Annotated in this window: 22 protein-coding genes and 1 pseudogene; 6 read left to right on the top strand and 17 right to left on the bottom strand. The window is 42.9% G+C overall.

Annotated features, from left to right (window positions below; all coding sequences use genetic code 11):
• From VB714_RS03675 to ribBA, 11 genes are all read right to left on the bottom strand, one after another.
• Positions 1-407 (bottom strand): nucleotidyltransferase domain-containing protein (locus VB714_RS03675; RefSeq protein WP_323221289.1); only part of this gene is annotated, 407 nt, incomplete at its 3' end.
• A 154-nt stretch (positions 408-561) separates the two neighbouring features.
• Entirely contained in the window at positions 562-1,140 is a 579-nt protein-coding gene (locus VB714_RS03670; RefSeq protein ID WP_323221287.1) for a DUF6883 domain-containing protein, read from the bottom strand.
• On the bottom strand, positions 1,137-2,291 hold the full coding sequence (locus tag VB714_RS03665) for a restriction endonuclease subunit S (RefSeq protein WP_323221285.1): 1,155 nt from the start codon (positions 2,289-2,291) through the stop codon (positions 1,137-1,139). The genes VB714_RS03670 and VB714_RS03665 overlap by 4 nt, the downstream gene beginning before the upstream one ends.
• 64 nt (positions 2,292-2,355) lie before the next feature.
• Positions 2,356-2,592 carry a nucleotidyltransferase family protein gene (locus VB714_RS03660; RefSeq protein ID WP_416309596.1) on the bottom strand — a complete coding sequence of 79 codons (237 nt, stop codon included), beginning with the start codon at positions 2,590-2,592 and terminating at the stop codon, positions 2,356-2,358.
• A gap of 173 nt (positions 2,593-2,765) precedes the next feature.
• A complete protein-coding gene (locus VB714_RS03655; RefSeq protein WP_323221281.1) occupies positions 2,766-3,116 on the bottom strand; it encodes a DUF5615 family PIN-like protein in 351 nt (116 codons plus the stop codon).
• On the bottom strand, positions 3,113-3,352 hold the full coding sequence (locus tag VB714_RS03650) for a DUF433 domain-containing protein (RefSeq protein WP_204102751.1): 240 nt from the start codon (positions 3,350-3,352) through the stop codon (positions 3,113-3,115). Before VB714_RS03650 ends, VB714_RS03655 begins: the two co-directional genes overlap by 4 nt.
• 205 nt (positions 3,353-3,557) lie before the next feature.
• On the bottom strand, positions 3,558-3,929 hold the full coding sequence (locus VB714_RS03645) for a HEPN domain-containing protein (protein ID WP_323221279.1): 372 nt from the start codon (positions 3,927-3,929) through the stop codon (positions 3,558-3,560).
• Positions 3,926-4,168, bottom strand: a complete 243-nt coding sequence (locus VB714_RS03640; protein WP_323221277.1) for a nucleotidyltransferase domain-containing protein — start codon at positions 4,166-4,168, stop codon at positions 3,926-3,928. Before VB714_RS03640 ends, VB714_RS03645 begins: the two co-directional genes overlap by 4 nt.
• A complete protein-coding gene (locus tag VB714_RS03635) occupies positions 4,125-4,484 on the bottom strand; it encodes a DUF4435 domain-containing protein (RefSeq protein ID WP_323221275.1) in 360 nt (119 codons plus the stop codon). The genes VB714_RS03640 and VB714_RS03635 overlap by 44 nt, the downstream gene beginning before the upstream one ends.
• 83 nt (positions 4,485-4,567) lie before the next feature.
• On the bottom strand, positions 4,568-5,968 hold the full coding sequence (locus VB714_RS03630; protein ID WP_323221273.1) for an AAA family ATPase: 1,401 nt from the start codon (positions 5,966-5,968) through the stop codon (positions 4,568-4,570).
• Between the two features lie 38 nt (positions 5,969-6,006).
• Positions 6,007-7,680, bottom strand: coding sequence for a bifunctional 3,4-dihydroxy-2-butanone-4-phosphate synthase/GTP cyclohydrolase II (gene ribBA, locus VB714_RS03625; protein ID WP_323221271.1), 1,674 nt, complete (start codon positions 7,678-7,680; stop codon positions 6,007-6,009).
• Between the two features lie 118 nt (positions 7,681-7,798).
• On the opposite strand from ribBA, the gene VB714_RS03620 reads away from it, so the two are divergent.
• Positions 7,799-8,395 (top strand): hypothetical protein, encoded by a 597-nt coding sequence (locus tag VB714_RS03620; RefSeq protein WP_204104794.1) that lies wholly within the window; start codon positions 7,799-7,801, stop codon positions 8,393-8,395.
• A gap of 37 nt (positions 8,396-8,432) precedes the next feature.
• Complete coding sequence (locus VB714_RS03615; RefSeq protein WP_323221268.1) at positions 8,433-9,731, top strand: methylglyoxal synthase; 1,299 nt, start codon at positions 8,433-8,435, stop codon at positions 9,729-9,731.
• A 104-nt stretch (positions 9,732-9,835) separates the two neighbouring features.
• On the opposite strand, the gene VB714_RS03610 is transcribed toward VB714_RS03615, so the two are convergent.
• Positions 9,836-10,234, bottom strand: coding sequence for a hypothetical protein (locus VB714_RS03610; RefSeq protein WP_323221265.1), 399 nt, complete (start codon positions 10,232-10,234; stop codon positions 9,836-9,838).
• 175 nt (positions 10,235-10,409) lie between these two features.
• Positions 10,410-15,140 (bottom strand): adenylate/guanylate cyclase domain-containing protein, encoded by a 4,731-nt coding sequence (locus tag VB714_RS03605; RefSeq protein ID WP_323221263.1) that lies wholly within the window; start codon positions 15,138-15,140, stop codon positions 10,410-10,412.
• Here VB714_RS03605 and VB714_RS03600 point away from each other — a divergent pair.
• Entirely contained in the window at positions 15,134-15,322 is a 189-nt protein-coding gene (locus tag VB714_RS03600; protein WP_323221261.1) for a hypothetical protein, read from the top strand. The genes VB714_RS03605 and VB714_RS03600 overlap by 7 nt on opposite strands.
• A 10-nt stretch (positions 15,323-15,332) precedes the next feature.
• Here the strand turns inward: VB714_RS03600 and VB714_RS03595 are convergent, their stop codons facing one another.
• The 3 genes from VB714_RS03595 to VB714_RS03585 form a co-directional block, all read right to left on the bottom strand.
• A complete protein-coding gene (locus tag VB714_RS03595; RefSeq protein WP_323221259.1) occupies positions 15,333-15,470 on the bottom strand; it encodes a photosystem II reaction center protein K in 138 nt (45 codons plus the stop codon).
• Between the two features lie 68 nt (positions 15,471-15,538).
• Positions 15,539-16,681, bottom strand: a complete 1,143-nt coding sequence (gene tgt / locus VB714_RS03590) for a tRNA guanosine(34) transglycosylase Tgt (RefSeq protein ID WP_323221257.1) — start codon at positions 16,679-16,681, stop codon at positions 15,539-15,541.
• A 19-nt stretch (positions 16,682-16,700) separates the two neighbouring features.
• Positions 16,701-17,147, bottom strand: coding sequence for a hypothetical protein (locus VB714_RS03585; RefSeq protein ID WP_323221255.1), 447 nt, complete (start codon positions 17,145-17,147; stop codon positions 16,701-16,703).
• Positions 17,148-17,469: 322 nt separating this feature from the next.
• Between VB714_RS03585 and cobS the strand changes: the two genes are divergently transcribed.
• The gene (gene cobS / locus VB714_RS03580; RefSeq protein ID WP_323221253.1) at positions 17,470-18,267 is read left to right on the top strand and encodes an adenosylcobinamide-GDP ribazoletransferase; all 798 of its coding nucleotides are present in this window, start codon (positions 17,470-17,472) and stop codon (positions 18,265-18,267) included.
• A 7-nt stretch (positions 18,268-18,274) separates the two neighbouring features.
• On the opposite strand, the gene VB714_RS03575 is transcribed toward cobS, so the two are convergent.
• Positions 18,275-20,686: an adenylate/guanylate cyclase domain-containing protein gene (locus VB714_RS03575; protein ID WP_323221251.1), complete on the bottom strand. Its 2,412-nt coding sequence runs from the start codon at positions 20,684-20,686 to the stop codon at positions 18,275-18,277.
• A gap of 190 nt (positions 20,687-20,876) precedes the next feature.
• Here VB714_RS03575 and bioU point away from each other — a divergent pair, with 190 nt between their 5' ends.
• Together bioU and VB714_RS03565 are read left to right on the top strand one after the other, a co-directional pair.
• The gene (bioU, locus tag VB714_RS03570) at positions 20,877-21,872 is read left to right on the top strand and encodes a (S)-8-amino-7-oxononanoate synthase BioU (RefSeq protein ID WP_323221249.1); all 996 of its coding nucleotides are present in this window, start codon (positions 20,877-20,879) and stop codon (positions 21,870-21,872) included.
• Between the two features lie 253 nt (positions 21,873-22,125).
• Positions 22,126-22,449, top strand: a pseudogene (locus tag VB714_RS03565) (IS200/IS605 family accessory protein TnpB-related protein); the annotation flags it as partial.

The raw sequence follows: 22,449 nt of genomic DNA, 5'->3' as shown, positions 1-22,449 counted from the left end.
TGCAATCTACCGGATGCTTTTTTATTCTGTTTGAGGATTTCGAGATCGATAAAATCAACTAGAATATTACTTAATTCGACTTGCATTTTTGTTTGGTAACAGGTCTCAAAATCTACACCATCCGGAGTTGTAATAATATCAATTCTTGCAGGTGGATAGCCAAGCTGTATAATTTGATTCGGACAGGTAAAGTCATTAAGACTCAAACCCAGAGAACCAAAACCAAATTCTGTCAAGACTTTTACGATCTTTTCAGCATTTTCTGTTGACATTTTAATCCAAATATCAATATCTTTCGTGTAGCGAGGATGACCATGTACTGCGACGGCATAACCTCCAATAACAAGATATTTAACATCGTGTTTGTTTAATAACTCGATAAACTCTTTGAAGTCTTGGTTCAGCATTGTATTTCCATTGATGGTATTCTTGGCGGATTTCTTCGAGGGTAGCAAGGCGTTGTTGTGGGCTTTGGGTTTGCCAATATTGAAGGTCGCTGTTTGGGTTGTGTAGTTTGGTTTTGGTGACAATTTTAAGCATGGTTAGAGTTCTCTTCAATGACTAATTCATTTCAATAAGCGGACGGGTGGTTAAAATATCCTTTTCAGTTAGGGGTTTGATGGCTGAAATCGGAACAGTGACGACTTTAATCGATTCGCCAATGGTGTTAAATATTTCGAGAACGCATCCTGTTTCTCTATTGTTAGGATGGGGGACAAAATCGATTAAGGTGGCGATATCGCCTTGTTTGAGTTGGGTTTCGGGAAGATTGCAGGTTAGGGCAATTTCTTGATATAGTTCTAGGTTCATGTTTTTATTCTCGATAGGGTTTGAGGTAATAAAATAAAATTTGTCGTCTATGGTTCGTTTTAACCAAATTGTAACAACTGACAGCTTGCGATCGCCTATCCCTTGCAGTTCCCCGATAACTTGGTAATAAGTTCCGTATTCATCGGTTTGCTCTTCAATTGCTTCATTCTCTTCGATTAAATTTTGAATAGCTTTTTTGAGGTCTTGCCAGTTTTCTAGATAAAATCCGCCTTGTGCTAGATATTGGGATTTATCATTTCTTTGTTTAAAAACTAGGAGATATTTGGTCAATTTGGGATCGGGAATAATCGCATTTTCTGGTATCTTCATAGGTCTCCTCGGAAGGCTCTTTGTAGGAGGGAGTTAAAGAGATTTTCTGATTCTTGTAGGGCATTTTTATATATTATTTTTTGCTTGTTTATTTTGCTTACAAGTATACTAAATTTATTTTGTAGTTTTTGGGGTGGGCAAATAATAGGAATAGAATTGCAACTTGTTTTATTTATATAGGGTACTGTTGTCTGCGTTGCTCTTTTATACATAAAACTCTTTTGAAAAGTTAGAGCATACATAACAAAAAAATTATTAAAATCTCTACATTGAAAAGAATGTAATTGTTGATTGATAACCATGTCGCATCCTGCTATAGAAGTTATTCCTAAATCACCAACACAAGTTAGCAAAACACTTCCTTTTGGAATAATTTTTGCTCTGACTGTTTCAATTTCTTCTTTTGATAAACCTATATTTAAACGTGAGTAGTATGTCTTTTGAAGAAAATTAAGATCTGCTGTTGTTATCCAAGGAGTTTCTCCCGTGAAAGATTTAGGTTTATCTCGACCGGGAACAATACAATCACAATGTTCAATTACTTTATTAACTTCCCAACCTTTCGGGTTAGTAACAGGATCGCCGAACATATCGAGGAAAAGCGATCGCGCTAATTCCTCTGTCAATTGAATCGCCTCTTGTCGTTTCCGTCGAATGCGATCGCTTTTATCCAATATCGCCGCGATTCTTTTTTGTTCTTCTAGGGGTGGGAGGGGAATTTTTACATTTTTTAGATCCTTAAGAATAATTCTTCTAATTGCTGATCCTGTTTTTTTACGAACTGCCTGATCAATCGTAGCTTTAGACTTTAAAACATACCCAAAGTAATCACTATCTAAAAGATTTTTTTGAGGTCTTAATATTGCTACAGAGGATAAAATTGCGAATTGTTGATCTTCTTTTACAACATGAACTTTTCCAACCGTTCCATCTTTGGAAAATAAAACATCACCTATTTTAGGAGACGAGTTTCCTGCATCAGCTTTTTGGTATTCTTCTATTGAAATTTTTGAACATCTCTCAAAATTTAACCCAGAAGAAGTTATATCTTTCACTGTTAAAAAAGGAATACCTTCACCAATATCAAGTGGTGTGTAGTGTGTTCCATCTGTCACAAGTTCACAGGCTTTTTCTATAGTAATTTGCTTCATCTCAACATCTCCTCAATTTCATTTAGATTTATTTGATTATTTTGGGTTTGCGTCTTCAAAATTGTCAATATTCCACCTCCGCCAAAATTTTATCCTTGAGATAAGGACTCAAAGATTCCGGAGTCAAAACATCCACCTTACACTCAAATAAATCCTCCAAAAAGAAACACAAATCCATAAAATTCATAAACGTTTTTAACTCCGGATCGAACGTTACCAATAAATCTATATCGCTGTTTTCCGTCGCTTCCCCCCGACGAAACGACCCAAACAAACCACAGCGACGCACCCCAAAATTCATCAACACCTTTTGATGTTCCTGCAACCGTTGAAAAATATCATTTTTGTTGGTGATTTTTTGCTTCATGATTCTGCTTTAGGGTTACGAAGATTAAACAAATAAATCTGTAATGAGATTGTCTTTATTCATTATAATTTTATCTTTGGAGTTCCGTAAATAGAGAAATTAGATAATTAATGAACCGTAATACGATCGCGACTCAATTCAATAAAATCGCGATCCTCAAATAATTCTGCGATCGTCTCTAAATTATTAGAGAACAAAGTAATTATATCATTGTTTTTAATGTTTCCTGTCGTTACAAGAAGAAGTTTATAAGGCATTTTGAAAATGTAAAAAGAATCAAAAAAATCCTTATCTTTTGTCACCACAATATACTTTTTCTCTATAGAAAGGCGATTGATTTCGGTATCTCGAGTTTGATTTTGTTGCGGCAAATCTAAAGTATGAATTGCCTCATAACCAGCATCGAGAAAAATTCTCACCAATCTTCGAGGTAATTGAGCGTCAATTAAAAACTTCATCCCTTAACCTGATAAATACTTTTAACCTGCGTTAACCTCATCGCAAAAGTCAAAGCCGCAAAAAGATCGTCCCGTTCTAAATCTTCATAATCCATTAGTATCTCATCCATTGTCATCCCCGAACTCAATAACTCCAAAATAAATTCAACCGGATAGCGCAAACCACGAATGCAAGGCTTTCCGTGACAAATATCGGAATCTATTGTAATCCGTTCTAGCGCCAATTCTAAACCCATAACCGAACCCCCTTTAATTTGACTTAATTGTATGGCGATCGCCCAAATAAATCCATATCACGATCCCAAACTAAGATAACATCCCCTCCAACTCATCCAAATCAGCCCGAATCTCATCCTCGATCGCCTTCAACTGCCCTAAAATAACCTTAAGCGGATTGTATTCCACCGCCTCATACTCAAACCGACCATTTAAGAGGATTTTTTATGCCAAGTCCTCAAAACAACGGATAAACTCAAGTGCAACCTCTATTTGTAGTCTAGCATCATCTTCATCAATCCCAGAATCCAAATTATAATCGCTGCGATTCCTCATATCTTGTGCGTTAATTAAAGCACGATGAAAATCTCGTAACCTCTCATCACTTTTCGCAAAATCTCGCCCAAATGCACCAATAACCGCCGAATGACTCGAAAAACTCAACCCTCTCCCCAAAAGAAAAGCAGAAGCAATATAAAACATCCCATAATAGGCACGAGAAACAGCCAATTCTGGCAAACCATTCTCAACCAATAACTCAGCACCTTGTAAACTGCGTTTTGCCTTTTCTAAAAGTAACTGCTGTTCCCTAGTCATAACACAACCCCCTCCCGTCGTACATTCAACAAAAACGGACTATTTTCCTCATGAAACCGTTGGGAAGAAATAAAAGCGCGAGAAATAACTGTATCGTATTCCAAAGATAAATCCGCAATAAACCGACTCGTTTTTTCAATCTCCTCTCGATACTTAAAACCCTGCCTTAAAACCACTAAAACATCAATATCCGAATCAAATCTTGCATCTCCCCGCGCTTGCGAACCATAGAGAATCAAATTCTCTAAATTCTCTATCTACAAAGCCTAACAATCTTTTTTTTATATTCTCATCCTCTTTTAAGATTAACTGACAAACAGATTCAATTCTATCTCTATTTTTTGGCAACCCTTTGATTTGTTCTGCATTTTCAATTCTTAATCTTTTTAATCTTTTTAATTTTTCTGAAGAACTATCTAAATATTGATTTTTAAGATAATTGTAAATTACTGTAAAAAAGTTTTCATCATCAGTGCCTTCAAGCAATAGAAATAAGTCTTTTGACATCACTATCTCGGTTACATATTCCTCTGGTGTTAATTGCAGTCCACTCATTACTCAGTTTAAATTAATTGTAATAATATAATATATTTTCGGTAAACTTCTAAAAAGGAATAGTCTAAAGTTATTCCCTTTTTTTACATTATATATTCTCTTTCCATATTCATTACTTGATGCCCCAAATTCGGATTTGATGTTGGTTTTAGCTCGAGTTCTATCATTCTGTCTCTATATTGGGAAGCAACTATAGGAGAATGAGTACAAATAATCAGTTGTTTATCACCAAGTTGTTTCATCATTTCTGGTAATAGTTTACGTTGCCAATCTATATGTAAAGAAATTTCGGGTTCATCAATTAAGACAACTCTCCCATTTGTCATGTGACTTGCTGCATATATTAAACCAACTATTTGTCTTTCACCAGAAGATAAAACTTGTAGACTATCAATTGATTTTTCATCACCAATTTTAACTCCCAATTGTGGTCTTCTGGGGTGAAATGTAGCATGAATTTCTAATTTCTTTCTTTCTAAAAATTCATTAACAGATTCTAGATAAGTCTCGATACTAGAATAAGCATCAGTTTGTTCATCTAAACGTTTTTGCAGAGAATTTTTATATACAGACAAAACTCTTTTAGCGATATTTTCTGATTCAGGTTCTAATTGAAATGAGTTTAATTGCTTTCTTAATCTTTCATAAACATCGTTAGGCATATTAACATTAATTTGAAAAGGTAAGTTTTGTAAACTCTCAGTAATTACCTTTATTTTTTCAATGATTTCATCTGGCTCTTCTAAATTATTTTCTATTTCTTGTGACTGCGATATAGCTTTAAAAGATTCAACAAAAGCGTCTGATAATAAATCTCTATCGATACTAGCGATTTTTAATTGAGCTTCAATCAATTCTGAATTAATACGTTCTTCGATTTCTAGAGGAGAAGGATATTCTAATTTAGGAACAAATTGACCAAATAAAGTTCGAGCTAAATCTGTCGATCTTGTAGCACTTCTTAAGATTTTTCTAAAATTTGGAGATCTACGAAAAAAACCTCTAATATCATTTTCATCTAATGTTGCCCATGCCTCAATCATAGTTCTAAATGCAGGAAAATATGTTGCCTCTAAAGTAATATTTGATTCTTTCAAAGAATCAAATAAAGAAAGTTGCCTATAACGATCTTCTTCTTCTTTTTCTTTCTCCAATAAATCTCTGAATTGATATGAAACTATAGGATCTGGATTTCTATTTTTATTAATCCAAATAGTTGTCTTTGTATCCTCCAAATCTCCCATACAATCTTGTTCCAAATAAATTGAAGTGTCATCATCAAGAGTTATTGTTAAATTGTTAAATTTCAAATGAACAAAACGCTCAAAATCACCATTAACGGCATTTGCAAGAATATGAAGTAATGTCGTTTTACCTGTGCCATTACTTCCGTGAATAATATTGATTCCATCTTTAAAACTAAGTCCTATATCAAATCTTCCATGTACTCCTATAGCTTCTAAGTGTTTAATAAATTTAGACATGATATGCGTCTCCTAATGAGAGTTTCAGATTTTGAAAATCAAACTTTTGTAAAACTGTAAATCGTTTGCCGTTCCAAGCTGTCACATAAACTTGAAGGTTTTTGACTCAAGTTGTAAAACTTGCGCGACAAATTAACCTGTAATCCCGTCATCGGATCGTCTCCCGTAGAAATCAAAAATTCTAACCGTTCGATCTGATTCCATGTTACTAAATCATCTAAAATATTACCGATCGCCTTAACATAAGGATGTTCGATATCGCCATACCAATCCACACTGGCAACCTGGGGTTGATCTAACCCGATATGCGCCACCAGAGAAGGCTTTTCAAACAGCGCGATCGCCACCGGGCGCGATTCTTCTTGTAATAATAAATCGTGAGAACGAACTAGCCTGCGAAACCGATCTAATAATTCATAGCGATCCCTCACACTTTCTACCGATGAATGCCAATCAATGCCCACCGTAACCAAATAAGTTTGCAATAATAAATGCCCCAACTTATTCGCCTTCGTGGCCAAATATTCCGAATTGTGATCCGTCGCTTCAATCAACAAAGGAACGCGATCGACCACCTCCAAACCATATCCCTTTAACCCAGCAATTTTGCGGGGATTATTAGTAATCAAACAAATCTGTTTAATCCCCAAATCGTTCAAGATTTGCGCCCCCATACCATAGTCCCGCAAATCTGCCGGAAAGCCCAATCTTTCATTCGCTTCGACAGTATCAAAGCCCAAATCTTGTAAAGAATAAGCCTTAAGTTTATTCACCAAACCAATCCCTCGCCCTTCCTGACGCAGATAAACCACAACTCCTAGCCCCGCATCCTCAATGGTCTTTAAGGCGGCTTGTAGCTGCATCCGACAATCGCAACGCAAAGATCCCAAGGCATCCCCCGTCAAACATTCCGAGTGCATTCGCACCGTTACCGGGCGATCGCCAAACTTTTGCGGATCGCCTTTAACAATGGCAATATGTTCTGTATTATCGAGAACATTGCGATAGGCGTAAATCTGAAAATCCCCAAACTGGCTGGGAAACTGGCACACCGCTTCCCGATAAACAAAGCGATCGTGTTTGAGGCGATAGCTAATCAGATCGGCAATACTAATCAGCTTAAGATCGTGTTTTTGGGCATATTCTACCAATTCCGGCAACCGTGCCATCGAACCATTGGGATTTTGTATTTCGCAGATGACCCCCGCCGGGTACAATCCCGATAGCCGCGATAAATCTACCGCCGCTTCTGTATGACCTGCCCGCTTTAAAACCCCCCCCTGTTTGGCACGAATCGGGAAAATATGACCGGGACGGCGCAAATCCTCCGATCGCGTCGCGGGGTTGATGGTAATTTGAATGGTTTTGGCGCGGTCTTCGGCGGAAATGCCCGTAGTCACGCCTAAATGGGGGGCCGCATCAACACTGACGGTAAACGCGGTTTGATTGGGATCGGTATTTTTAGTTACCATCAGGGGTAATTCCAGTTCATCGAGACGTTCCCCCGTCATGGCCAAGCAAATCAAGCCCCGTGCCTCCACCGCCATAAAATTAATAATATCGGGGGTGGTAAATTGAGCCGCACAAATTAAATCCCCTTCATTTTCCCGATTTTCGTCGTCTACGACCACAATGGGACGACCCGCTTTAAAATCTGCAAGGGCAGCATCGATCGCATCAAATTGACAAGAAGTTTGAGTCAGTTCCGGCACAAAAAATTAATAAAAATTCAGGTTGGGTTTATTTTTATTTTAATGGGTTAGTGGTTATCGATCGCGTACCAGTTACCCATCCCCGATTTGCTCATCATTTATTGACCCGTTATTAAACATGAATATTCGTATCATTGTTCTTTTCCTCTTGGCTGGTTCCGGGGCATTCGCCCTTCATCTTCCAGCGCGATCGCAGTCCTTGTCGGATCAGTGCCGACAAACTAATCGCCGCATTGATGTTTATTCTCAGCCTTCCGTCGGTCCTGACAGTCAAATTGTAGCGACCTTAGAGGCAAATGTTCAACTCACCCTAGCCGGTAATGGTCAACAGGGCTGGATCTCCGTCAAAAACCCCGTGGAAGGATTTGTCATTGCCCGTCATCTGACCAAGTGTACTGATACCCCTGCATCGACCACTCCTCCCAGTCAGCCGCAACCCAATCCCGTTGTTCCCCTTACTCCAGCCTTGAGAAATATTCAGGCAGGAAGTTGTCGTTTGGCCATCGTCGATCTAGCGATTCGTTCTCGTCCTAATATAGAAACGGGGGCGACAATTGGCGGTTTGAAAAAAGGTGCAACCGCGACTCTCACGGGAAATACCTCTAGCGATCCCGAGGGGCGTTTCTGGTTGCAAATTTCGTCTCCCATGCAGGGTTGGATTTCTGGTGGCCGCAGTGGGGGCAGTAATGTCATTCTCTGTGGGAATGGAGGATGATAGACAAGAATAAACTGTATCAACAGGAACCGCGATCGTGCCAGCTTCTATTGCCTTAATTGCCCATAACAGTCAGAACAATGACCTCGTTGGTTTGGTCAAAAAATATCGTTCGATTTTATCGGGCTATCACCTGATGGCTATGGATAAAACCGGGCAGCAAATTCAGGAAGCAACGGGACTCAAAATCGAGGGATTATTGTCGGCTGCGCGAGGAGGAGATCTACAAATTGCAGCCCGCATTGTCTCGGGGGAGATGATTGGGGTTATCTTTTTGTTCGATCCACTCCAAGCTAACCCTCAAGAACCTAGAATTGATAGCATCTTACGTGCCTGCACAATTCATGATGTTCCCCTCGCGATTAATTTGGCAACGGCTGAGTCAATCATTCGCGGGTTTGCACGCAGTCGAATTGCTTATTTAATTTTTAATCCTGTTGCGGGACAGGGCAATCCCGATCGCGATTTAGCCTCGATTCATCAAACCTTAAAACCGCAAGTTCACCTACACACGATTTACACTCAACCCGATGTAAATCCTGTGGAACAAGCGAAGGAGGCGATCGCTGCTATTCAGGCACGGGAGATGGAAGAGGACGAAGATCCTGGCTTTATCATCGCTTCCGGTGGAGATGGTACCGTTTCGGCGATCGCCAGTGCCACGATTGAAACGGGGATTCCCCTCGGTATAATTCCTCGAGGCACGGCTAATGCTTTTTGTGCTGCCCTGGGCATTCCCACAGATTTAAAGTCAGCTTGCGAAACGATTGCTGCTGGCAATACTCGCATGGTGGATGTGGCACGCTGCAACGATATTCCCATGATCTTATTGGCGGGAGTTGGGTTTGAAGCGGGGATGGTGGAAAAAGCCAATCGGGAATTGAAAAACCATTTAGGTTCTCTCGCTTATGTATTATCCGCCGCACAGCAACTCTTCGATCAAGAACCTTTCAAAGCCACGATTGAAATGGATGGCGAGATCGTTGAATTCCAAACAGGTGCTGTAACTGTTGCCAATGCTGCTCCCCCGACTTCGTTAATGGCTCAAGGTTTTGGGGAAGTTATTCCCGATGATGGTCTTTTGGATATTACCATCATTACCACGCCTCAAAGTGGATTGCAGGTAAATGCCCTTGCTTCCCTATTCGCTTCGGCTTTAGTGAAAACGCCTTCTAAGCGAAAAGACCTCATTTGTTTGCAAGCCAGCCGCCTCAAAATTACTACCGATCCCCCTCAGAAGTTGGTGATTGATGGTGAAATATTTGCGGCGAATCCTGTTGAAATTGAATGTATTCCCAAAGGATTGACAATTTTTACGCCTTTATTGACCCTTTAAAAAACGATCGCATTTCCTTCTAGAGGTGCGATCGCTGTTTTGAGTTCAACTGAAAAAACTTACTTACAAAATTTGCTTACAAAATTTGCTTAAATCATTAACAATTAATCGAGATAACCAATTAGTGTAGCAATATCTTCAAAATCATTAGAGGCAACAGGACGATTTCCCATCACCTTGTAAGTTTCGCTAATGTCTAAAATGCTCTTAGCAATAGGGCGATTCCCTGATATAACAATGCTGCTACTGATTTCCAAGCCACTCGAAGTGACGGGACGCTCTCCCATCGCGTTATAGGTTCCAACTATATTGAGATGGCTGGGTTCAATAGGACGATTTTGCGGCAATGGAAAAGATTTTTGGTAAACTTGTATGCCTGGTGTATCCTCTGCCGATTTTTTGTCTTCGGCTTTATTTGCAGGTGCTTCTTTAACTGTCACGGTTTCCCCCTTATCCTGAGAATTTTTTGGACGTGCGCCGTTGTTAGCAGCGTTTTGACTCATGGCTCGTTACCCGATGAGATGAAAGGCTCGCCTCTTGCACGAGATAGAACCTATATCTTTTTTATTTTAATGTTGTTTTAACATTTAGTCGGAATCCCTACTCTAAACCTACACCTATCTTTACCAAAAGTCGATAAAAATCAGTAATGAGCAAGATAAGTTAAAATCAGATCATTTAACATGACTCGCGTTTCCCTTTTAACCAATAGGTCATCATTTCTCCTTTCCCTTTAATTTTAATAATGCCACGGGGTTCGCACATAAACTTATCTTTGATACGCACATAAGTAGATTCGGTGATTTGAATACCATTGGGTTGTCCCGAAGACTCCATGCGGGAAGCAATATTCACCGCATCCCCCCATAAATCATAAATAAATTTCTTCGTGCCGATTACTCCTGCAACCACTACACCACTATTAATACCAATGCGAATTTGTATTTTATCCCCAGGCTGGAGGGTTTTAGCTTGCTGTTGCCCAAACTCCCGAATTGCCTCTTGCATCAATAGCGCCATTTCCGCGATCGCCTCAGCATGATCCGTCCTGGGTATCGGCAAGCCCCCCGCTACCATATAAGCATCCCCGATAGTCTTAATTTTCTCCAATCCCAGGCGATCGACCAATTCATCAAAAGCAGAAAAAATATGATTGAGCAAATTGACCAACTCAATCGGGGATAATCGAGTTGAGAGAGGGGTAAAACCAACAATATCGGCAAATAAAATCGACACCTCATTAAACTGTTCCGCCAGGGAACCTTGATTCTGTTTTAAGCGTTCGGCGATGGGAGCCGGTAAAATATTTAATAATAACCGCTCCGACTTTTCTTGCTCAATGCGTAGTGCTTGTTCCGCATCGTGACGTACCCGCGCACTGGCGATCGCATCCCCCACCAACTGCAAAAAGCGCACGTCTTCCGCATTCCAGGCTTGATGCGATCGCACTGCATCTAAACCAATCGTTCCTACCATTTTCCCGCCATAATTAGTGGGAATCTGTAGTCCCGAAAGTATCGATTCTCGCACCATTTCCGCCCGTTCCGCCACGGCTTCCACGGGAAGCTCATCAAGGTGAGTGAACTGGACAATATTGCCCGCCTGGTACTGCTCAAAAAACCAAGGAAAGTGTTCCGCCGGAATTTTTTGCAACTCCGCGATCGCGGGTATAACGCCTTCCCGACACCATTCATGGGTCATGGAAAACCGCCGCCGTTTTCCCGATTCGCGATAGCGAAGAATATAAGCGCGATCGCTGTCTAACATCTGTGCGATCGCCTCGAGTGCAAAATTAATCGCCGCATCTAAATCCCCATCGATGAATTGCCTGGAAATTTCTCCTAATAAATTATCCCGTTCTGCCTTCTGTCTCAAGGCCTTCACCGCCCGCCGTCGCTCTTGCCATAGCCCCATGGCCGCCGCCACAGCCCGCAGTAAATCAATCTCCGATGCGTCCCATCTCTTGGCCCGATAGCAATTGTCAAAGCCAATAAAGCCAAAAAATTCGCCATTGACGACGATAGGTAAGACAAGAAGCGCCAATACCCCTTGGGGTTCGAGGATATCTCGTTCCTCTGGGGGAAACTCCGTCACAATTCCTTCAATATAATGTCCTTGTTCTAAAACCGACTCCCAACGGGGAAAAGAATCTCGATACGCCAAATTTTGCAAATCCGGATTATCTAACTCCGGAATGACTCCTTCCCCGCACCACTCCGCCTTTTGACTCATCAACAAAATTCCATCGCGATCGCGAGAATTCTCAAATAGATAGACCCGACTGGCACCACTGACCCGTCCCAAGGGTTCGAGAATGGTATGATAGTTGTCACTTCCCGCACTCGCCGCCAGTAATTGACGCTGTACTTCCACCACGATCGCCGAATAGCGCTGACGTTTGAGTAAAGCCGCTTCTGCTTGCTTGCGATCGGTAATATCCCGTGCCACCCAGATAACCGAATCCGTGGAAATGGGGGAGATCGTCGTATCCGACCATATTTCCTCCCCTTCGATCTGCAAACTGTATTCCACTTCGACGTTATCTTGTTTTTGCAAGGTTTCGCGAATCAGAGCCAAGAAAAATGTGGCTTGCTCTTCGGGGAAAATTTCGTGTAAGGTTTTGCCAATCCGATTGGTCATGGGATCGTAAATCAGATTTTTCGCATTAGTCACGGGAATTTTCAAATGTCGTCCATTGCCATCAAAGACGAAAATTAAATCCGTCATAGCTGCAAATAAGGCTTTAAGTTCCGCTTCGTCTTGTTTTTGTTGCAAAAGTGTTCCCAATTGCCCCGCAACCCCCATCACCAGTTCAAAGGCTTGTTCGTCCTGACGACAAGTATCCGTCAGAAAAAAGGTCAACACGGCCAGTACGGGAAGGCGTTCGGACTCTCGCAGTAAATCCTCCCGAGGAGGAATCAAGATGGGTACCGCAAAGGCAGAATTTAAGCCACATTCCGCCGCTTTTTCCAAGCGCAAAAAGACATCATCGGCTTCTAAGGAAACATCGCGAACCCACTCGGGTCGGCATTGTACCCAAACTCGTCCTGGAAGTTCCTCATTGGCTAATAAAGTTAAGGCTTCGCTATACTCTCGAAATTCGCTAATATTATTTCCTGTTGCTTGTTGCGTGTTGTCTGTTCCCTCATCTTTCATGGAACTATACCAACTGGGACTGCAAACTAAAGCAGAGCCATCAACGGCGGGGATCCAGGCTTCACCGTAATTCCAGCCCGTGGTTTCGCCAATGCGCTGTAGGAGAATGGCGATCGCGCTATCAAAGTCTTTGGCGGCACTAATCTCTTGGCCGACGGTGAGGAGGAGTTCGATTTCTTCTTCTGCGTGTTTGCGATCGGTGATGTCCCGCGCTACCCAAATTGCAGAATCCGTAGATAGTGGGGAAATACTGGCAGAAAACCAAATCTCTCGATCTGCAAACTGTAATTTGTAATCCAGATTGACGAGTTGTTGACTCTCGATCGCATAGTTGATGCTTTCCAACCATTGGCTGGCAGTTTCTTCGCTATAAAAACCAGCAATGGTTTCCCCAATCGGATCCATATCTGTTTCATGGTACAGACGAGCGGGACTGGTGGGAGAGATTTCTAGGTTCTCCAAATTGCCATCGCGAAGGGTTAAAACCAAAATAATGCTGGTCATGGCTTCAAACACCATCCGCATTTTTTCTTCAGAGGTGCGAAGTTGCTGTTCGAGTAACTTGCGTTCGCTGACATTGCGAGCCACCCAGACGACGCTATCCTCAGAGATGGGAGAAATTGTGGCAGAAAACCATGTTTCTTGTCCCTCAAGGGGGATAGCATATTCTATGGCTTTTGCTCCCCTTTGGTCTAAAACACTTTCAATCTGGGCAACAAACCAATCTGCTTGTGCTTGGGGAAAAATTTCGTGGATGGTTTTCCCGACGACAATTTCCTCGGCATTGTAGAGTAATTCTCGATTGGCTGAGGGGATTTTTAGATAGCGGCCTTGGCGATCGAAGATGAGAATTAACTCGGTCATGGCCGCGAATACCCCCCGCAATTCGCTTTCGGCGGTTGCTAGTTGGGCTGTTCGCTCTTGCACGCGCTCTTCTAGTTCAACTTTAGCAGTTTCGAGATCGTGAAAGGATTGCCGTAATTGAACAGCCATACGATTGAAGGATTTGGCTAAAACTCGGATTTCAGCAATCCCAGGACACCAAGGTAAGAGGGGTTGAATCTGGATTTTTTGTTCGAGGCGACCTGCTGTAATAGCTTGACTGGCGCGGCTCAACTCGAGGACGGGTTTGGTGATCCAACGGGCGGTTAAAATTCCGGAAGCGATCGCCAGGGCAAAAGCAAGGAAGCACAATATCACAGTAATGCGAGTATTAGCATGAATTTGCCCAAGAAAATCATCTTCTGGAACCACCACGAGGATCAGCCAATCTAAACCGAATTCTTCGGCAATGGGGGAAACTTGAAAAAAGTAGCGTTTTCCCTCGAAGGTAAAGTAAAGTTGTTGATTTTTTTGGATTTTGCTTAAATCGCCGAAATAGCTTTGTAAATATCGCCCTGTGGCCTGCACGATCGCATTGGTACTATCGCCGATCTTGACTCGCCTAGCGCTGCCATTGCGTTCGGAAAATAGTGCCTCTCGGGTAGAACTGGCGACGGTGTTGCCTTGGCGATCGATAATCAGAGTTTGTCCTCTTTGCCCAATTTGGATATTTTCCAGAAAACTGCTGATATCTTCAAGGAGAATATCGGTTCCCACCACCCCTAAAAATTTCCCTGCATCTTCGTAGAGGGGTTGCGAGAGGGTCATGCCTAATTTTTTATGGGAAAACATGACATAAACAGAACTCCAGACGGGTTGATTGACCCGAATGGCGGCTTGATACCAAGGGCGCGATCGCGGATTATAGTTAGGACGGGCGCTTAATTTGGCTGTGGGCTGACCTTGGGTATTGGTGGCGTAGGTTTGAAATTCACTCCCCGTGGTGACGGGATCGGCAATTTTGAGAACAATATCCCCTTCACTGGTACGTCCGGCACCAATATATTTTTCTCCTTCTGTGGCAAATTGAATCGTATTAATGATGGCGATCGATTTAACTTGTTTCCAGAAATAGCGTTGAATGTTGGGGTTATCTGTGGGGGCGATCGCGCGGGGGTCGAGAATATTAACAGCGCTTTGGTTAACGATTTTGGGAATAGCTAAATATTCATTGAGATTTTGGGCAATACGGGCGGTTACTTCTCCCTGTAACTGGCTGGCGAGGGATTGGATCGCAACCTGGCCGTTTTGCAGGGAAAGCCATCCCGTCAAGCCGACTGCTGCTAGAATTTGCAACACAAATGGGACGATCAAAACAAGGCGAAGGGGGATGCGTCCAATGGTTCGAGAAATAAAAGCCTGACTTGACATTTTGGCAACTTTCCTGGTCGATCGCAGGAGAATATGAACGGGGGAGAGGCGATCGCGGACTCTTTATCTTAAGCGATGGACAAAGATGGCACCCTGTAGATTATTTTCCCTACCATCTTAACGATGAAAAGACACCCCTTCTGAGGTGTCTTTTCTTTAGTATCTTGGGTCACTGGGGATAACAAAAGAAGTTTATCTGAAACCCACTGACGCTTGCCAGACGAAGGCAAGCAGCAAGAAAAATAGCGGGATGAGTGGGAGAACATCCACAAGAGGATCGAAAATTTGATAGGCTTCGGGCAGTTCGGCTAGTAACATGGCAACGTTCATTGATTATCAGTCCTTCTAAATACTGCGATTATTAAGATTTGCGATAAATTTTAACATAATATGGTGAACTACTTTTCATCTAGCCAGGGAGCAAATTCCTCGGCAAATCGATCTTGCCAAATAGCTGCGCGAATGCGTTGGGTAAACCGGACTAATTCTGTCACATTATGCAGGGACAGCAAAATATAGCCCAACATTTCTTTGGATTTGACCAAATGATTGAGGTAAGCGCGGCTAAAAGTCTGGCAACAATAACAGGGGCAAGTTTCGTCAAGGGGGCGAAAATCTTCGCGAAATTGGGCGTTTTTTAAGTTCCAGCGTTCTCCTTTGACCATTGCGGTGCCATGCCGACCAAAGCGAGTGGGAATCACGCAATCAAATAGATCTATTCCTGCGGCGATCGCCCGCACCATTTCCCGATAAGTCCCGATACCCATGAGATACCGGGGTTTATTTTCGGGCAGAATTGGCGCAGTAGCTTCTACCACAGGATACATAAGTTCGGGCGGTTCTCCCACGCTGACCCCGCCGATCGCATATCCAGGTAGGTCAAAATCAAGGAGCGATCGCGCCGCCGCCACCCGTAAATCGGGAAAAACGCCCCCCTGGACGATACCAAATAAGGCTTGCTCTTGGGGGCGTTGATGCGCCTTAACGCACCGTTCCAGCCAGCGATAGGTTCTTTCGGTGGCCGCCTTCACTTCCCCTCGTTCTGCGGGATAGGGGGGACATTCATCAAAAGCCATAATGACATCTGCCCCTAGGGTATTTTGAATCTCAATGGAACGTTCTGGGGTTAAATGAATGAGGCGACCGTCCCGAGGCGATCGAAAAGTGACCCCTTCTTCCTCAATTTTTCGCAACTCACTCAAACTAAAGACTTGAAATCCCCCAGAATCCGTCAAAATAGGCTGTTCCCAGCCCATAAATTGATGCAATCCTCCTGCTTTGGCGATAAGTTCCTCTCCCGGTTGTAAATGAAGGTGATAGGTATTGGCAAGGATCATTTGCGCCCCAGTTGCTTCGATTTGAGCCGGAGTTAAGCCCTTCACTGTTCCTACGGTACCAACGGGCATAAAGCGGGGCGTTTCAACAATTCCGTGAGGGGTATAAAAAATACCTGCTCTCCCATGAGTGTGAGAACAAGTTTTTTGTAATGCAAAGGAAAATGGGGGATGAGAGATATTGTCCTGAGTTGCGTGTTTTGTCATCCTTTAGGTTTTGATCCTTTTAAAATTCATCATCATCCATTTGTACATCCCATTTAGCTGCAAGGACTTGATTGAGCATTGCTTCTAGGGCAACTTCATCTAAGTCATCCGGACTTTCGCGGTCTTGCCAAGAATTGCTCAAAGGCATTAAGCGTAATTGACGATTATCTTGAATCAGATCGAAGTAGGTTTCTTGGTCGGGGGATTGGTGAAGGTGAAGGTAATCAAAACTCTGTAAGTTAATATAGAGAGAATGATTGGCAATTAACGTTGCTTGTTGGGCATCGGCAAAGATTTCCAAGATATAACCTTCACCCTGATTCTGCACCTGACAATCGAGGGAGTGAATATAGTAAACCCGTTTTAATGAACCGAGTAGGCGACGCATATCGTCTTTATTGACGACAAGACCGCTATCGATGATGCAAGGGGCGGGTAGTGATTGGGGGACGAGATTGTGACTCATGAGAAACAGCCATTGATGCGAAGATTTCAGGAAAGCGTTTTATTGTGCCATGTAATGGCAACATGACCCAATAGTTATTTATCCTTAATGAACCCTAAACAGTTTCCTTAAAAGTAACTGCTTAAAAGCTATATTGAGAATTCGATTTAGCAGTTGAAGACTTGTCTCTAGTTTCGATTTAGTTTCGCTCTAGTGGGATTATCGCAAAATAATCCCTTGACTTGTCTGGGGGGTCTTGCCATTACCTGGGTCGATTTTGCTGACCTTTAACCCAATCGTAACTCAATATTTTTCAACTGCCTCGTTTTCAGTCTAACAGGAGATGAAACAATTGAAACCCCGATACGTCTTAAAGTGGTTTGTTCAATTTTGGCGCTCTTTTTTGGCAGCAATAATTTTTTATACTTGCTTGCCATTGCCTCGTATCGAGGGGTTACGGTTCGATCGCCTTGCCCGTTTTGCTCCGGCGATCGGGTTACTGCTAGGACTGTTGTTAAGTTTTGCTGATGGGGGTTTGCAGATATGTAGAATGCCTGTACTGTCTCGCAGTGCCTTGGTGGTTGCTTTGTGGATTTTTGTTACGGGAGGATTGCATTTGGATGGGGCAATGGATACCGCAGATGGGTTGGCGGTTCCCGATCGCGATCGCCGCTTACAAGTGATGCAGGATAGCTGTAGTGGGGCTTTTGGGGTGATGGCCGCGATCGTTATTTTTTCCCTCAAAACCCTTGCTTTGAGTGAAATGCTCTCTTTTCGCGGTCTGGGTTTAATCTTAGCGGCAGGATGGGGACGTTGGGGGCAGGTGATGGCCATTGCCCTTTATCCCTATTTGAAAGTGGCAGGAAAGGGGGCATTTCACAAGCAAAATCTGCGTTGTCCTCAAGATGCGATCGGGGGTTTATTGTTATTGGTGGGGATGAGTTTATTGCATATATCTCTGTCTGGAGAAAAATGGGAGGTAGCTGCGTGTGCCGCGATCGCCGGGTTGATTTTGGCGATCGCGATCGGCTATTGGTTCAATCGTCAACTCGGCGGTCAAACCGGGGATACTTATGGGGCGATCGTAGAATGGACGGAAACTTTTTATCTTTGTGTTTTTGCACTCTTATCTCACTGGTAATCTGAACTTATATTATTTTATTTTGACACTGTTCTAAATAAAATTGTGCCGCCCCATCATCAGTATGAATCTGTAAACAGTGTTGAAACAATTCAGATGCTTCCGCAAATAGCCCCAGATGGTATAATAAAACAGCTCGTTCAAAATTAGTTTTCATCGCCTTTTTTGCTGCACGTAAATCGTCAGGATCGGCATCAAAAACTTCAAATATGGAGATTTGTTCCGATTTACCTTTAACTAAAACACGGTCGATTAAGCGAATATCATAGTGTTGTGTATTCGCGAGTTTGAGAAACATTTGATGGGTAATTAATAGCGCAACATTATAGTGTTTCGTTAATGTTTCTAAACGAGAGGCTAAGTTAACAGTATCGCTAATTACGGTACTATCCATACGCTGACTTCCTCCCACTGTTCCTAACATCAATGAACCCGTATTAATACCGATACCGATGTGAATGGGTGGGCGATCGGGTCGCGTGCGAGTTTTATTGTATTTTTTCAGTTTTCTTAACATAGAAATTCCTCCTTTAATGGCATCATCTGCACTGCCGCTAAAGAGTGCCATAATGCCATCGCCAACATATTTATCAATGAAGCCACCATTCTCAACAATTGCCGGTTCCATGCGAGAGAGATAAGCATTAATAAACTTAAAATTATCTTCAGGAGTCATGCGTTCGCTGAGGGTGGTAAAATTACGAATATCAGCAAACAAAACTGACATTTCCTTTTGTACTGCGTCCCCAAGGTGAACGTCAATAATACTGGTTTTATCAAGAAGTTGGAGGAATTGTTCGGGAACAAAACGTTCGTAAGCAATATTTAATTCCCTGAGTTGTTCCGTAAAGCGCTGACGTTCTGCTTCGGCTTTTTTGCGTTCGGTGATATCCTGAAAAACGGCGATCGCATAGCTCACTTCCCCTTCAAGATTATAAATAGGCGTTCCCCAGATTTCGATGGGAATGCGGCGATCGCGGGCATGAATTTCCATATCTTCCGTATTAGAGACTTCCCCACCCAGGGCGCGTAAAATGGGTTGATTCTCATTGGGATAAAGGCGATCTGTCCCCGCAATATAGGCCTGATAAACTTCCACTAAATTTTCTGCTGAGGCTTCGCTATCGACCCCTTTTCCCAGTAATTCTTTGGCTTTTTGATTAGCATAATAGGGTTTTCCTTGGGCATCGACAACAAAAAGTCCTACGGGAACAGCCTCGAGAAATTGTGTGAGTTTGCGTTCGCTTTGGCTCAAGGCATCATTTAAAACTTGCATCTTGGCGTTATTATGTTCCAAGGTCGCAAAAGTATCTCGCAATTGTCCCGCCATGCGCTGAAAGGATGTGGCTAATTCTCCCAATTCATCGGTATTGGGAATCTCAAAGCGATATTCCCAGTCACCGCTACTGAGACGGCCGACGGCTTCTCGTAATAATCCGAGGGGGATAACGATGCGCTTGCGGGTAAAATTGATAATTCCGTAGACGATCGCGATCGCGACCAATAATATTCCCAACCAGATCGCCGCGACCAATAGTAAAGGGGTCAGAAATTCTCGGGCGGGTTGTTCGACAACCACAAACCACGAGGGTATAATCTCCAAACGTTGGGCGATCGCGACGACCCATTCTCCACCTAAACCGCGATAGAAATTAAATCCCGATCGCGCAATATCCAAACCCGATCGACCGATCCGATCTTGGAGTAGAATTTCTGGGTCTTGCAATTGTCGGTTACGAAAAGCAATGATTTGTCCCTTCTCCGTTACGAGAAAGGCATAGCCATCTTTACCAGCCTTGATATCAATAATTTTATTCCAAAGACGATTGAGATCGACGCTTACCCACAAAGTCGCTGTGGGAAGGCCGATATCATCCGTTACGGCGATCGCCATATCCAGTTGAGGAAACTGATTAGCAAAATAGATTTCCCCCATCTTCACTTCCCCAAAATCTAGATTCTGGTTGCGATCTTCAAGTAACTTTAAGGCGTTGAATTGAGTTTGAGAATATTTAGGACGACCCACGCGGCTTTGTTGAACGATAATCTCTCCATTGGGTTTAACGAGGAAAATATCCAATAAAGAAGCATTTCGCGCCAACATATTACGCAAAACAGCATCGGGATCGTGTGTTGCGGAAAGAGATGCACTGGTGGCAATCAGATCGCTTTGAATATTTAAAATAAATAGATCGGTTGTTCTGGCAGCTTGAATATTGACCCGTTCTAATTTTCGCTTAACTCGTTCAACACTGGTAGCCAGTCCCAAGGTCATTGCGGTGGCTAAACTCAGGATACCGATCGAACTCAAAAAAAAGACCCGTCTGACGATCTGCTTGCTAAGAGAGTTGGGAGGACGAGAGGAGAATGATTTGCCTCTAGCCCATTGGATTATGCTAGATAGGCGTTCTATTTTCAACCTTCACTCCCCTCAATCGACGACTAATTATTAAAGTTTATCGCGATCGATGAGGTGAATGTTGGATATCGGCTGGTAAAACCGAAGGCAGAATAGAATATAATATTTTTGTTTACAGTTGCGATCGCCTCTTCCCTCTTGAGAGATAATTAAAGACTGTTCAGATCGAGAAGGAATCGAGAAAGAAACTATGATAGCAGCACAAAATAAAATTAAAGTTGGTGTATTGGGGTTTGGGGGATTAGGACAAGCTGCAGCAAAAGTTCTGGCACCCAAACAAGACATGGTATTGGTTGCAGCCGCCGATCGCCAGGGATATGCTTACGATCCAGAGGGACTGGATGCAGATATTTGTAGTAGAACTTATCAGAAGAATGATTCCTTGGGCTATCTCGAACCTCACGGAATGCTCAGTAACAATAGTATTCAGGATTTGTTGGAAAAAGCAGAGGTGGACGGCTATTTTCTCGCCCTTCCCAATTTACCCAATACTTTCATGGCTTCCGTTGCCCAACAATTCATTGATGCAGGCTGGAAGGGCGTGTTAGTGGATGCCCTCAAACGCACTTCTGCGATGGAACAAGTGTTGGCAATGCGGGCAGCCTTAGCAGAAGCGGGAATTACTTATATGGCGGGATGTGGTGCCACTCCAGGGCTATTGACGGCGGTGGCGGCGATCGCGGCACAAAGCTATGCAGAGATACATGATATTACGATTACTTTTGGGGTGGGAATTGCCAATTGGGAAGCATATCGCGCGACGATTCGCGAGGATATTGCTCATTTACCAGGGTTTGACGTGGAAAAAGCACGGGGAATGAGTGATGCTGAAGTTGAGGAATTTTTAGAGCGAACGAAGGGCATTCTTACTTTAGAGAATATGGAACACGCCGATGATATTATGTTAGAATTAGGGGGGATTTGCAGCCGCGATCGCGTTACTGTGGGTGGAGTTGTCGATACCCGCAATGCCAAGAAACCCCTCAGCACGAATGTTAAGGTAACGGGACGCACTTTTGAAGGGAAAACCTCTACCCATACTTTTACATTAGGAGATGAGACGAGTATGGCGGCTAATGTTTGCGGTCCGGCTTTTGGCTATCTTAAAGCCGGGGTATCATTACACCGTCGCGGGCTTTATGGCCTGTTTACCGCAGCAGAAATTATGCCCCAATTTGTAAGGTAATATTAAATCTCCTGAATTAGCCACATTTATCAATCTGTAGGGACGTTACAGGCAACGTCCCTACATGATTACTGACTGGGTTTAGAATTTGAACAAAATGTCGAGCGCAGTCCCTCTCTTACTTGGTTGGATATGGCGAACTAAATTCGCCATCCCCCAAGCGCTACCCATAATCTTTGATTTGGGTAGGGTTAGCGAGACCAAAAAATAAGTTTAGTAGAATAAAAGCAATAAGACCAAAGTTTTTGAGCCAATGAGCCGACAAAAAGCCAAAAGCAAAACTAAATCGAGAGAAATCATCAGAACAGACGTTTGGAACTTATCAGCATCCCCAGAGGAAAAACGTATGATGGTTTTGACGATTGAGGAGTATCGTCGGTATCTCAAAGCTCTCGTTTTGATAGTGAATGCCCAATGGCCAAAACTAGCAGGATTAACAACAAAAGAGCGAGTAAATGCCATAGAAAAAGCCATTCATCAAACCGCAAAAAATCCTGAACCCAAGCACCGCTATTTTCAATCGGTGGTGAAAAAATATCCCTCATTCCGAAAATTCCCCAGTTATTTAAGAAGAGCA

This window comes from Spirulina sp. 06S082 (assembly GCF_034932145.1).
GTDB lineage: Bacteria > Cyanobacteriota > Cyanobacteriia > Cyanobacteriales > Spirulinaceae > CCY15215.
The sequence above is the reverse complement of the archived record's forward strand: the minus strand, read 5'-3'. Positions and strand labels throughout refer to the sequence as shown.